This is a genomic window from Zhenhengia yiwuensis (assembly GCF_014384995.1).
In the GTDB taxonomy this organism is placed as follows: Bacteria; Bacillota; Clostridia; order Lachnospirales; family Cellulosilyticaceae; genus Zhenhengia; species Zhenhengia yiwuensis.
Genome location: NZ_JACRSY010000057.1, coordinates 1 through 11858 on the forward strand (window position 1 = coordinate 1; position 11858 = coordinate 11858).

Annotated in this window: 16 protein-coding genes; 13 read left to right on the forward strand and 3 right to left on the reverse strand. The window is 32.6% G+C overall.

The features are described from left to right. Nucleotides 1–177 precede the first annotated feature (177 nt). The 5 genes from H8718_RS18710 to H8718_RS18730 all read left to right on the forward strand — a co-directional run bounded on the left by H8718_RS18710 (nt 178) and on the right by H8718_RS18730 (nt 3164). Nucleotides 178–612, forward strand: coding sequence for a GNAT family N-acetyltransferase (locus tag H8718_RS18710; RefSeq protein WP_249334474.1), 435 nt, complete (start codon nt 178–180; stop codon nt 610–612). Between the two features lie 193 nt (nt 613–805). Continuing rightward, entirely contained in the window at nt 806–1228 is a 423-nt protein-coding gene (locus H8718_RS18715; RefSeq protein WP_249334475.1) for a hypothetical protein, read from the forward strand. Nucleotides 1229–1305: 77 nt separating this feature from the next. Continuing rightward, a complete protein-coding gene (locus H8718_RS18720) occupies nt 1306–1662 on the forward strand; it encodes a hypothetical protein (protein ID WP_249334476.1) in 357 nt (118 codons plus the stop codon). Between the two features lie 236 nt (nt 1663–1898). Continuing rightward, a complete protein-coding gene (locus H8718_RS18725) occupies nt 1899–2147 on the forward strand; it encodes a hypothetical protein (protein WP_249334477.1) in 249 nt (82 codons plus the stop codon). A 36-nt stretch (nt 2148–2183) separates the two neighbouring features. After that, nucleotides 2184–3164 (forward strand): copper amine oxidase N-terminal domain-containing protein, encoded by a 981-nt coding sequence (locus H8718_RS18730; protein WP_249334478.1) that lies wholly within the window; start codon nt 2184–2186, stop codon nt 3162–3164. An 86-nt stretch (nt 3165–3250) separates the two neighbouring features. On the opposite strand, the gene H8718_RS18735 is transcribed toward H8718_RS18730, so the two are convergent. Further along, a complete protein-coding gene (locus H8718_RS18735; protein WP_249334479.1) occupies nt 3251–3433 on the reverse strand; it encodes a hypothetical protein in 183 nt (60 codons plus the stop codon). Nucleotides 3434–3759: 326 nt separating this feature from the next. Between H8718_RS18735 and H8718_RS18740 the strand changes: the two genes are divergently transcribed. After that, on the forward strand, nt 3760–4593 hold the full coding sequence (locus H8718_RS18740) for a stalk domain-containing protein (protein WP_249334480.1): 834 nt from the start codon (nt 3760–3762) through the stop codon (nt 4591–4593). A 503-nt stretch (nt 4594–5096) separates the two neighbouring features. Here the strand turns inward: H8718_RS18740 and H8718_RS18745 are convergent. Beyond that, on the reverse strand, nt 5097–5918 hold the full coding sequence (locus tag H8718_RS18745; RefSeq protein ID WP_249334481.1) for a MerR family transcriptional regulator: 822 nt from the start codon (nt 5916–5918) through the stop codon (nt 5097–5099). Between the two features lie 121 nt (nt 5919–6039). Between H8718_RS18745 and H8718_RS18750 the strand changes: the two genes are divergently transcribed. From H8718_RS18750 to H8718_RS18770, 5 genes are all read left to right on the forward strand, one after another. Then, the gene (locus H8718_RS18750) at nt 6040–7257 is read left to right on the forward strand and encodes a serine hydrolase domain-containing protein (RefSeq protein ID WP_249334482.1); all 1218 of its coding nucleotides are present in this window, start codon (nt 6040–6042) and stop codon (nt 7255–7257) included. 72 nt (nt 7258–7329) lie between these two features. Beyond that, the gene (locus H8718_RS18755) at nt 7330–7494 is read left to right on the forward strand and encodes a hypothetical protein (RefSeq protein ID WP_249334483.1); all 165 of its coding nucleotides are present in this window, start codon (nt 7330–7332) and stop codon (nt 7492–7494) included. A gap of 40 nt (nt 7495–7534) precedes the next feature. Beyond that, a complete protein-coding gene (locus H8718_RS18760; protein ID WP_249334484.1) occupies nt 7535–7966 on the forward strand; it encodes a GNAT family N-acetyltransferase in 432 nt (143 codons plus the stop codon). Between the two features lie 10 nt (nt 7967–7976). After that, nucleotides 7977–8591 carry a GNAT family N-acetyltransferase gene (locus tag H8718_RS18765; protein WP_249334485.1) on the forward strand — a complete coding sequence of 205 codons (615 nt, stop codon included), beginning with the start codon at nt 7977–7979 and terminating at the stop codon, nt 8589–8591. Between the two features lie 250 nt (nt 8592–8841). Continuing rightward, nucleotides 8842–9018, forward strand: a complete 177-nt coding sequence (locus tag H8718_RS18770; protein ID WP_249334487.1) for a hypothetical protein — start codon at nt 8842–8844, stop codon at nt 9016–9018. Nucleotides 9019–9156: 138 nt separating this feature from the next. Here the strand turns inward: H8718_RS18770 and H8718_RS18775 are convergent, their stop codons facing one another. Then, nucleotides 9157–10158, reverse strand: coding sequence for a hypothetical protein (locus H8718_RS18775; protein ID WP_249334489.1), 1002 nt, complete (start codon nt 10156–10158; stop codon nt 9157–9159). A gap of 235 nt (nt 10159–10393) precedes the next feature. Here H8718_RS18775 and H8718_RS18780 point away from each other — a divergent pair, with 235 nt between their 5' ends. Then, the gene (locus H8718_RS18780; protein ID WP_330597783.1) at nt 10394–10852 is read left to right on the forward strand and encodes a VanZ family protein; all 459 of its coding nucleotides are present in this window, start codon (nt 10394–10396) and stop codon (nt 10850–10852) included. 129 nt (nt 10853–10981) lie between these two features. Continuing rightward, complete coding sequence (locus H8718_RS18785; RefSeq protein ID WP_249334490.1) at nt 10982–11650, forward strand: YkgJ family cysteine cluster protein; 669 nt, start codon at nt 10982–10984, stop codon at nt 11648–11650. Nucleotides 11651–11858: the final 208 nt, after the last annotated feature.

The window sequence follows — 11858 nt, forward strand, 5'->3', positions numbered from 1 at the left end:
GAAGAACTAGAGGAACTAATGCCTTGGGCACCAGAGATTCAAAATAACTGCAAATAATAAATCGTACAACTAGAGTGAAATGCTCCAACTCTAATTGTACGATTTTTATTTTTGGACACCTTCTAATTAATCGCTTACGATTAAAAAAGGTTAGAAGATAATTTTATGAGGTGAGTAATGAATGGAATAATTGATTTAAGAAATAGATTTGTTTCTCAGCAAGTCTATGATATTTATTCAACATGTATGTACATGCCTACATGGGAAAAGTTTTGCGAACAAGCTAACCTCCTTATAAATGACGACTTAGTTAGTATATTGGGGTGTGTACATAACAATAACATTATAGGAGTATTAGTTATGCAAAAAGGTACTCAACAGAGTGCTGAAATCAAAGGGATTGCAGTTGACTTCTTATACCGTCAAAAAGGGATTGGCAGACAACTTATAGAATTTGTTTTTCAGAGCTTGAAAATTAAATCTTTGTTTGCTGAGACCGATGATGACGCCATATTATTTTATAGACATTGTGGGTTTAAAATAGAAGATATTGTAAAGGTTTATGAGAATAAAGAGTACCGACGATATAAATGCACATTAGAGAAGTTATGAAATATGCAATCAATCCAATAGTTATTTCAACAAAATATCTTTTGAGGATAGGCCCTGATGAGCTTATCCTTCTTTTTTGTGCGTAAATACTGACTTCTTTAGAAAAATATGATAAATTTAAGAGTAAGAAAAAATAGATATCTTATTTTATTAAAAATCTGTGTATCAGAAAGAAATTTAGGAGAAATTTGAAATGAAAAAAATAGCATCGTGTATTTTGTTTATCACAAGTATTTGTATATTACTCGTTGCCTGTGACAACAAAACTATTTCAGGTTTTCCGAACACAGTGGCAGTTAAAGAGAAGACTGTAATAGCAATTGATATTGCTTCACAACCACAACAAGAGGATTATACTCGTCATTATTCAGATGCTATAAAGATTGAAGAAATTTGTGACTATATAAGGCGCTTAACATGGAATGACCTTAAGGATGAAAATCCTGATATGGAAAATGGAGCTGAATATAGTGTGACCTACACATATGAGGATGAAACCACTAAAACATATTATTTTAAAGAAGACAGTTATTTCAAATCTGAGAATTTTGATTGGAAGCTAATTAATGGTGTTGAAAATTTTAAAAACCTAATAGAGAATACTGTTTCAGATTAGGTTAAAGAAGATAAGCATAATTTTCACTTAATCAATTAGTTATTTTGTAAAAAGAAAATGGATAAAGGGAAAAGAAAATGAAGAAAGTGATCGTTTCTATATGTACAATTTCATTTTTGTTACTCCTGACTGCTTGTGATAATAAAGAGGTTACATATGTTGGGGTAAATGCAGAAATTTTAGAGATTAACAGTGAACTTAATGGGTTTGTTGTTAAAGGATTAGATGAAAATAGTATTCTAGGGGAAAAATGCTACATAAATTGCGAAAATCCAAGTATATATTTTATCTATGTAAATAATGAAACAGGTAAAACAATTGATTTAGAATTTGATGATTTTGTTGTGGGAGATGCAATAACAGTTGATGTAAATTCTGTGGAAAATAAATATGCACTAACGTCACGAGTACAGTTAATAACTCAAAGAAAGTGAGCATAGCATTTAATAGACTAAAATAGTTAGTGATTATTTGGGACCATACTCCTACAAAAGAGAGAGGTCTTTTTTATAGAATGATTAAGAGCAATAATGATAGTAAGAGCAAGTATATTAATTATTCTAACTATAGGACTTCGAATCTAGCCTTATTTTTTTGCACAAATAATGATTTTTTGTAGAAATATATTAAAAAATTTAGAATAAATATTTGCAAAGAGGGAGGAGCAGTAATGTTAACAAATGATATAATAACTGACAGATTGATTATTAAAAGTATGAGAGAAGAGTATAGTTCATTATGTTTTAGTATTTGGTTAGATGATGAGATGGGAAAGTATTTATCTGATCCAACTCGTGCTAATGCTAGTGAATCATACATGAATTTCGCAAAAGGAATTGAAGATGATGAAAGTTGGTATCCTTTTGTAGCCTTTTTAAAGGACTCTTACGCTTTAATCAAACAAATAGAGATTTTATAAGTTAAGATAAAAAATTTAAAAGTGAGGAGTTGTAATATGAGGAAAAAATTTATAAGAAAGATTTGCTTTATATTTGCTGTATTATTATCTATTAATGTTTTTGCAAAAGAAACACCAGATTTATTTTTAAATGGAGAATTAAAAGACGTTCAGATAATCTTAAAAGGCTCTAATATACTAATACCTCTCAGGTTCTGTAGCGAAGAGTTACTAGCTACTGTAGATTGGGATAAAAAGACTCGAGAAATAAGTATTACAAAAGGGAATGATAAGGTACTATTTACGGTTGGCTCTCTTGAATATAAACATAATGAGAAAGTTAAAGAGCTTTTAGTGGCTCCAGAATTGATAAACGGAATAACTTATGTTCCATTCAGACCACTTGTAGAGGCTCTAAATGGAGTAGTACTTTATAATAATGCGAATAAGTTTATAAACATCTATGATACTAGCTCAGAGGCTTATAAAGTTTATAAGGCCTTGAATAGTAAAGACCTAATAGAACAACGTTTTGCTATATTGGAGTCTCCTAGAAAAAGTTTTGAAGGTAGTTATGGAGGAAATAGGTCTGATACTTATATTTTTCCATTAGGAAAGAGCTCTGATTATTTCTTTAGGTATTACATAGACGACACTATATATGGAATGGATTATTTTAAAATACATGATGGAGTGGCTGTTGAAGAATGGTCAAGAACACAAGACGATTCAAAACAAATTCCATTAAAACAGTCTGTACTTTTAAATTATTTAGGGGAAGGTTCAAATATCAAAGAAAGAGGTGTTTTCCCTAATCCAAAAGAAACAAACTTTGTAGGCTTTAGAAATATTACTTTTGAGGCGAGTAAAGAGAATATTGAAAGTATGTATACTATAGGAAATACAGTATCTATTATTAATAAAAATGGTTTTTCTACTCCTGATTTAAACACTCCAAACAAATTAGTGTTTAGTCCATTTGGTTCTTTATTTTACTTAGCTGAATTTGATGAGAACATATTTAGAGTTGAAGAATAATTTATATTGGTCCTATAAAATAGTTATTGCATAGATTCAGCAATTTGATCCATTATTGAAGTGTATAAAGGATTTGTTGTGGAAAGCTAGTCCTCAATAATAAAGGTAATATCATCGTTTTCAGGGGGCACGGGTTCACATATTATTTCACCTGTGGTTATGCTATTTGCCACAACTAGTCCAACGGTAGTATAGATTACTATAATGGATAACATTAAGGCTATTATTCCTAAGAATAGAGTGGTAAGATTTATTTTAGTACGTTGCATCTCTAACTCTCCTTTGCATTTTGCATATATTGTAATTATATTATGAATTAAAACGTTTATTACAATTTTTAGATAGAAATAGAGGGTAGAAAAATAAAGTGATGCAAAAATCACTACGATAGCAGTTTAGTTCAATGGTTATTTGATGCGTAATAAAAATATGGTTTGGGCCAGGTCTTAAGTTCTAGCCTTTATTTTTTATTTAAATAATGATTATACTCTTTATAAGCCGATTCAGATAACGTATAACTTAGCTCATCGTCTTTTTTAAAGTGATATCCTTTTATAAAAAAGATCTAAGACTAATTATAAGAAGGAGGTTTATGATGTTAAAAAAAAGAATTTTATTAGGCGCTATTATGTTAATGAGCTTGAAAATTAATATTTTTGCCGGCGAAGTTAATCTTTATCTGAATGGCGTTAAATTAGGAGGTGCGGCTCCAATTTCGTTACGTAATACAACTTTTGTTCCTATTGGGGTAATATCTAGGGAACTTGATTTGGATGTAGAATGGAACAATCCTTCTGTTGAAATTTCAAACAATGTGGAGCATGTGAAATTTAATATTGATGATATTAATGCATATAAAGGTAAAGAAATCTTTTTTATGAGAGAAGCCCCTTTTTTTTATGAAAATAGGGTGTATGTGCCATTACGAGCTGTAAGTGAGCTGTTTGGCTATTCTGTAAAATTTTCTGATACGGACAAGAGGATAGATGTACGAACAGACATTATAACGCCTCCAGTTAAAGAGGAAAAGATTGAATTTGAGAGGTCACCTAATTTAAATTGGGGCATTTGGAATGAAATAAATTTCTATAATAATCATCAGTATAAGAGCCTTTATTTACGAGATTTTAGCACAGGAAAAAGTTATAAGCTTAATACCACACATGGTTTTGAAACACACCATTGGACCCCACAGAATAAAATTATTTTTAGTGGCTTAAATGCGCAAGATGAAGGCTTTGTACATATCTTTGATCCTGAACAGATGAAAACGATAGAAACTATTAGCACGCGTATATATGATTATGATTTTAATACGAATAAGCTGTATTACTATAAAAATAATACATATATAGCTTATGATTTAGATACGAGTACTCGAAAAGAGATTTCGAGAGATGAATATATCCAATTAACACAAAATCTTTAATATACTCTAAGTAAGGAACTTTGTAAAGAAATTAATACTATAGGATATCTGCTAGAGATGAATTATAACAAAAAGACAAATGTATTTAGCAGAAGTCCCTATATATTCAATGACATAAAAGATAGAAGTACATAAAAGATGCCTTGAAGGTAGGGTTTATGTTCGAGCTTTATTTTTTGCACCAAAATAGGAGTAGACGAATAATCTACTCCTAAGTTGTTCTACGTGGGGACAGTATGTAGAATAAGTTGTATTACAACCCTATCAATTATAATACCATGACGTATGTAAAGTAAATAGCTTTTAAGCAATAAAAAAGCAGTATGCCATAAGAGTAATATACTACCTTTTGTGACAAATGATTTAAAACGTAAATACCAGAGCATAAGAGAAATAGGCTTCTTGATGAATCACTCAAAGAATATAGAGGTAAAAAATTAGCCAGCTTTCATCATTTGAAGGCTGGCATTTTTGATTGCATTCTAGTACATAGAGAAATAAAATCAAACAACTTGTATAGAGATGATGGTCATAGAATTATTTTCAACACCATTTATCATAAATCCTGCTAAATCATAAGCGTAAATATCTCCGATGGTTCTTATATGATTTTGCTTAATATAAGAAAAAAATTTCTCATAAGTCGCGCTTAAATCCCAATTACCTTTGTGGATGCTATACAGATATTTTCCGGCAGGCTTTTGTTGATAGTAGGGGTTTTTGTAGGTTTTATTAACTCGAGTATACAGATGGGTTATGCGTTTACTATCAAATGACATAATGGCACCTAACTGATAATCGGTTTGTACGTTATAAGTATCACAAATCTCTTTGTATTTACGAAGTACAGAAATCAAAATTCTATCTTCATCGTCTTGATCTTCTTGTGAAATAGAAAATTCATTATGTGGTACAGCAAGCAGATGTTCTTTATCAAAAAAGTCAATTTGTGGTGTTGAATCTGTTGGATTGTGATATAAGCCCATGCTCATATTAAGAAGAGCGTTTTTTACCACAAACTGCATCTGTTCAATTTTTCTTTTTTCTTTTATTAAAGCTTCTTGCTGGTCTGACAACGTTTTGAGAATCGATGGGATATTTTGATGGCTCATACATTCTTTAATTTTGGCTAGTGAAGTGCCAGTTTTTTTGAAAATTGCAATAGCATAATAATCATAGAATTGCTCTGCATCATAGTATTGATAGCCGTTTTCAGCTTCGTATCTAGGCGTTAAAAGTCCAATGTCTTTATAGTGTCTTAATGTTTCTTTTGAAGTGTTGCACAGCTTTGCAAATTCACCAGATGAAATAGCATTTTTATGCATAGATATCCCCCTTATTAAGGTATAAAATTTACCGTTGACTGTGTGGTTACAACATGGATTATTATAGGTTAAGCAAGGCGAAAAAACAACATAAAAAATAAAAGAATCAAAGGAGAATACTATGAAGAAATATTTTAGAATTGGACTTGCAATAGTTGTTGTAGGCATTATTACCATAGGAATAGCCTATGGAGATACCATACTTTTAATTTATCGCTCAATCAATGCCTTTAAGGAGGAGCATTTAGCACATAGTTTTCAAACCATGTATGAAATACAGCCTTCAACAAAAATATCAAAAGGTGAAAAAGTATCAAAGTTTGAATATAATCTCGTTCCACTGATCGATACATTTAACTTCCGGGGAGAAGATTTAAGCACTGAAGCGTTTCTTCAAGAAACTAAAACATCTGGATTACTTGTCGTTGCTAATAATAAAATAGCGTATGAAAAATACTACTTAGGTTCAGACGAGAACACTCGTTTTTCTTCAAACTCTGTATGTAAATCTTTTGTGTCAGCTTTAGTGGGTGTTGCAATAGATGAAGGTTATATAGAAAGTGTAAATGATTCTGTCGCTAAATATATTAAAGAATTTAGAAATACGGAGATGGAAAAAATAACAATAAAAGATTGTTTGCAAATGTCATCAGGGATTGATTTTGATGAGGTCACTGATATGAGTAAGATTTCTATGACCAATATGTTTGGTATATCTAAAATGAAATCGATTGTTAAATTTGGACTTGCACATGAGCCGGGTACATATAGAGCCTATTCAAGCATCAATACAGATATCTTAGGAGAGATTGTTTCCAATGCAACAGGTTATAGCTTAAGTGACTATATGCAAGAAAAAATATGGTCCCAGATCGGTGTAGAGAAGGATGCTTATTGGACACTTAGTAATAATAAGGAACTTGCAAATGGTGGACTTCATATTTCCTTGAGAGATTATGCGCGATTTGGCAAGTTATATATGAATAATGGACTTTTTGAGGGGAAACAGATAATACCGGAAAGTTGGGTTAAAGATTCTATAGCAACAAATGCGCCTCACTTAAAAGCCCCTCATGATGGTAAACCATACAGTGAGCTGGGGTATGGATATCAATGGTGGATACCAGAAGGTGACCAGAATGAGTTTATGGCAATTGGTGTTTTTGGTCAATGGATATACATCAATCCTAACAAAAATGTAATCATTGTAAAAACTAGTGCGCACTCTGGATTTGAAGAAGATGATAATGAGAAGAAAACGCTTGAGCTTTTCAGAGCCATAACAAACAATGTATCCAATCAAGAGTCTCTATGGAGCTTGAGGGTCAATAAAGAATGATGAGATGCATTGTTAAATACAGGATAAGGCCAAGTAGGTTGATAGGATACCAACGAAATGAAGGGGGATTTTATGAAAGAATTTATTTATAGAAGATTAAAAAAATCTGATTATAATGAAGTACAAAATTTAATCAGCGATGCTTTTGGTCTGCATGATTATGTAGAAGATGAAAAAATGCTGGAAAAAGTAAAAAAAAATGTATTTATGTTCCTGCCTTTCAGAACAGAAGTTTAGTAGGGTTGCCGTCCATAAAGGGAAAATAGTAGGAATCATTATGGGGGCAAGTAAGAATGATACGTTTAAAGGAACTAATCTATTAAATGCTCTCAAATTAATGTATTACACTCTTTTACTTTGTTTTGTAAAGAATCATAAAAGCATGGGGCACAATGAAGTTCACAAAGCGTATAGGGAACTCATTAAAGGGATGCAAAAGGATTTTGACGGTGTTTTAACTTTATTTGCTGTAAAAGAGGATGTACGAGGGAGGGGTCTAGGAAAAGCGTTGTTATCAAAACTAAGTACATATTATTCAGAGCATAATACGAATAGAATATACTTATATACCGATCATACCTGTAATTATGGTTTTTATGAGCATATGGGATTTCAGCGTCTTAAAGAAAAACGGGTTAACGTTCTACGTGAAAATAAAGAAAGTAAACTGGATGTTTATTTGTATGGCTTTAACATAAACAATGAATAGGGAGAAGATTATGGTTGATAAAAATAAAATAGTCATTAGAAAAGCAATAGAATCAGATAATATAAAACAAATCGCAAAGCTTATCTATTCCTCTGACCGGAACATTTATGGAGCCATGTTTGGTGATGAAAATTGTGCCTTTCAGATTTTACAGAAACTTATATGGACGCATACAATAAATATTAGTATTAAAAATTTAATTGTGGCACAATACGAAAAAGACATAGTAGGGATGCTTTGCTTTATTGAGGATGAGTATTTGGATGATAGAGAGGCTTATAAACAAGCTTTTTCAAAATTAGGAATCGATCTGCCAAAGTATTTTGATGAAGTTTTTGATGTTTACTGGCAAAAGATTATCAAAGAAGATTTTGCTCATTCCTATTATATATCGAATGTAGCTGTAGATAAAAATTATCAAAATTTAGGAATTGGAAAAATGCTTCTTAACTCTTTTAAAGAAGCCCATACAGATAAGCCTATAAGTCTTGATGTTGTAAAGGATAATGCTGCGGCCATTCACGCATACCTTAAAAGTGGTTTTGAGCCCATTGAAAAAGATAGCAGAAGCTCAGATTTGCCTGCACCACTAAGAATGGTGTTTAATAAAAGAGACATGGTTTAAACACTATATGGACTACTAGGTGACAGGAGAATCCTTGATGATAATAACCTAAAAAATAAAAAACAACAAAAGCTAGCACAAAGCCATCCCCCCTTAAAATGATGACTATGTGCTAGCTTCTTTTGGTGGCAAAACATAGGTACCATAAGGCATGACGAGTGGAATGAAAGGGTATAAGGCATCTCTTAAGCTAAGTGATAGGGGCTAAGTGGGCAGACCTGGCAGCTTGAGGTGAAAGAGATGCTACTGCATGTATCACGTAGAGCATAGAGGGTTAGCACATAGAACCTATGAACGAGCGGCTGGTAAGCCTTATGAAGTTTCATGCCAAACAGGCAAATTCTTGTGGACTTATGTAGAGATGATGCCCTTTGCAAGAGCACTGCCACATTACCCATTGCAAAGTTGGTGTAAGTCAAATGGCTAAAGGTTAGAAGGGGGAACTAATCTTTTTTCAGATGGCTTACAAGGTATAGGGGGAGAAACTTGCCTAGGATGTGTTTCAGCCCTTACACTTATATATATACGGACGAGAAGTGGAAATGCGTCGCAAAATCATAAAAAATTAAGAAAGCCCATAACGCGATTCAATGTAAGCTTGTTCCCGAGCTTCTAATTCTTTGATATTAAAATCATGGGTGTACATACGCATAAAGTTAGAGGTGGGTTTAGGAGGTGCTGTATAAGGTGATGGTAATACAGAAGCAGACGTATAGGAAGTGGCCTTGGGGGAGAAGGGAGCATACCTACCATCTAAGATGCTAAAAAACTTATCGAGACGGATAATCCAACCAAAGGCTGCTTTCCAAGTCCTTTTACCAGCGCGCCCACAGAGAAAGTCGGAAGCCTCGACTAAGGTAAAGGCTTTCTCAATTAGAGCAAGTGCATCTTCACTTTTTTGAGTAAGCTTGTGATAGAGCTGATCTAATTTAAGTTTACAGGCGTTATTTAGGCGAGTGATGGGGCTTAGACTCGGGCAGCATTTGTGAAAGAGGTCTATAATTTTATCATAAGGCGTAAGGGGGCAAGGAAAGAGGTTAGTTAATGAGTGAGCATGAGAAGATGTATGGACAGGCGTCGAGTCATGGTTTTGAGCATAAGCGGAATCAGTAAAAGCGCATGTTAAGTCTAGATTAGAATAAGTATTATGAGTAATTTTTGAAGAACTGTAGTCTTTGAAATATGGAAGTGCACTATCTTGATTTTCTAGAAGTTTATTGACGAGAGTATGGTTACGCTTATAGTAGGTGAGATTTCTAGAGCGGTCATAGTAGGAGAGGTAGAGTTTACCTTCAAAGGGGTCGCTACTTGCCTTATAAGCAGTTTTAGATTTATAAGCTATACCAATCTTACTAAAAGCTGTACGAAACTCAGCCTTTGTAAAACCTAATTCCTCTGTCCAGCTATCACCTGTATGATAGTGTTCATCTTCACATGGTCCTAGAAACTTATAAAAAGGTTTATTTCCTTTCTTGTTAAACCAATACTCAAGTTGGCACATAAGTAAGCTTGCTGTAACGCTTCCTGTAATAGTATTCAGTTCTGGACAGTATCTAAGATTTTTCATTTGTATTCCTCCCTAAATGATAGTTCTTTATTTACCTAACACTCTTTATATACGGATGAGTATCTAAAATGCGTCATCTTTTTTTGAAAATAGATCAAGAGGAGAAAGATTAGGATACAAATTTTAGATGCTGTAGTATTTGGTATTGTAGCGATCTATCCCTCAATACGATTAGGAATCTACTATTAACAAGCAAGAAAGAAAAATTTTAATTAAACATTTTATATGGGTCTATATTTTTCTTATATATTTATACTTAGCTTTAAACAAAGCAGGGATAGGGAGTATATGGGATATAGGAAAATATGACACCATTGTTAGATTAGAAGAAATCAATCTCATTCCTTTCCAAGCAGGTGGTTTTATGACACATATCTTAAATATTATCATGTTTATGCCGTTAGGATTTTTATTGCCTCTTATTTGGAAAAGCTTCAGAAATGGTGTAGGGGTGTTGGTTACAGGAGTGGGATTTTCACTGGCTATTGAAATAGCTCAGTTATTTAATAGAAGGCTAACGGATGTAGATGATTTAATAATGAATACAATGGGTACCCTTATAGGGTTTATTATATGGAAAGTTTTTACAAAAATTTTTAAGAGAAAAGAAGCTACTCATTTTTCATTACAGGTAAATGAGGGCGCAGTATATATAACGCTTTCGGTGTTGGGGACATTCTGCTTGCATATATAGCACGAACGATGACGTGTTACAAATCATGATAGGGTGTAGAAATAAAATAAATAGAATATGAAGTTGTAGAAATCGTATAGGGCTTTGCATTATAATTGGTGTAAGACGAAGATCAAGAAAGGAAAAAATATGAGAACACTAAAAACGTTAGAAGGCATTTCAGACGGTAAACTATATGATATAGAAGACTATGTAAAAGCAGATACATGTGGATGTAATGGGTGTTATACTTGCTGTCATCGAGTAGGAGATTTGGTGGAATTGACACCATTTGATGCTTATGAAATAGTAAATCATCTTAAAATATCCTTTGATGAGCTATTAGGCAATAAACTGGCACTTCAAAAAAACAATAAAATGATGTTACCTTATCTCAAGATGGAGGGAGAAACGGAGCATTGTAGCTTTTTAAATGAATTAGGGAGATGTAGTATACATGGACATCGCCCAAATATTTGTAGACTGTTTCCACTTGGTAGAGTTTATGAAAATGATGATTTTAAATATTTCTTACAAGTAGGAACATGTGTTATGCCAGACTTAAAAGAAGTAAAAGTGAGGGAATGGATTGGCATTGTCAATTATGATGAAAATAAGACTTTTATTTTGGCATGGTACAAATTATTAAAAGCCCTTAGGTTTAGAATGAAGTTTGTATATGATGAAGCAGAATTAGAAGAAATGAATAAGTATATACTAGACACCTTTTATCGTATAGAAGTAAAAGAGGGAGAAGACTTTTATACTGCATTTTTCAAGGTCTTGCCTGAGGCAAAACAGCGACTTGGTATAATCTAAAATATAAAAAAAAGCACTTAAAGGAATTATTCGATGATGCTACCTTTTTAGTAGACACGGTAAAAAAGACCGTGTCTATTTTTATGATATTAGTCTTAAACGAACATTATTATATTTTTCTAACCACTTCTCAACTAATGATATATATTCCTTTAGATTGGCTATATTATAGCTATAGAGTGTTTCACGTTTTAGAGAACTATGAAAA

Bases quoted from the DNA above. Each gene is read 5' to 3' on its own strand.
- H8718_RS18710 (WP_249334474.1), top strand. From the start codon at position 178: ATGAATGGAATAATTGATTTAAGAAATAGATTTGTTTCTCAGCAAGTC.
- H8718_RS18715 (WP_249334475.1), top strand. From the start codon at position 806: ATGAAAAAAATAGCATCGTGTATTTTGTTTATCACAAGTATTTGTATA.
- H8718_RS18720 (WP_249334476.1), top strand. From the start codon at position 1,306: ATGAAGAAAGTGATCGTTTCTATATGTACAATTTCATTTTTGTTACTC.
- H8718_RS18725 (WP_249334477.1), top strand. From the start codon at position 1,899: ATGTTAACAAATGATATAATAACTGACAGATTGATTATTAAAAGTATG.
- H8718_RS18730 (WP_249334478.1), top strand. From the start codon at position 2,184: ATGAGGAAAAAATTTATAAGAAAGATTTGCTTTATATTTGCTGTATTA.
- H8718_RS18735 (WP_249334479.1), bottom strand. From the start codon at position 3,433: ATGCAACGTACTAAAATAAATCTTACCACTCTATTCTTAGGAATAATA.
- H8718_RS18740 (WP_249334480.1), top strand. From the start codon at position 3,760: ATGTTAAAAAAAAGAATTTTATTAGGCGCTATTATGTTAATGAGCTTG.
- H8718_RS18745 (WP_249334481.1), bottom strand. From the start codon at position 5,918: ATGCATAAAAATGCTATTTCATCTGGTGAATTTGCAAAGCTGTGCAAC.
- H8718_RS18750 (WP_249334482.1), top strand. From the start codon at position 6,040: ATGAAGAAATATTTTAGAATTGGACTTGCAATAGTTGTTGTAGGCATT.
- H8718_RS18755 (WP_249334483.1), top strand. From the start codon at position 7,330: ATGAAAGAATTTATTTATAGAAGATTAAAAAAATCTGATTATAATGAA.
- H8718_RS18760 (WP_249334484.1), top strand. From the start codon at position 7,535: ATGGGGGCAAGTAAGAATGATACGTTTAAAGGAACTAATCTATTAAAT.
- H8718_RS18765 (WP_249334485.1), top strand. From the start codon at position 7,977: ATGGTTGATAAAAATAAAATAGTCATTAGAAAAGCAATAGAATCAGAT.
- H8718_RS18770 (WP_249334487.1), top strand. From the start codon at position 8,842: ATGTATCACGTAGAGCATAGAGGGTTAGCACATAGAACCTATGAACGA.
- H8718_RS18775 (WP_249334489.1), bottom strand. From the start codon at position 10,158: ATGAAAAATCTTAGATACTGTCCAGAACTGAATACTATTACAGGAAGC.
- H8718_RS18785 (WP_249334490.1), top strand. From the start codon at position 10,982: ATGAGAACACTAAAAACGTTAGAAGGCATTTCAGACGGTAAACTATAT.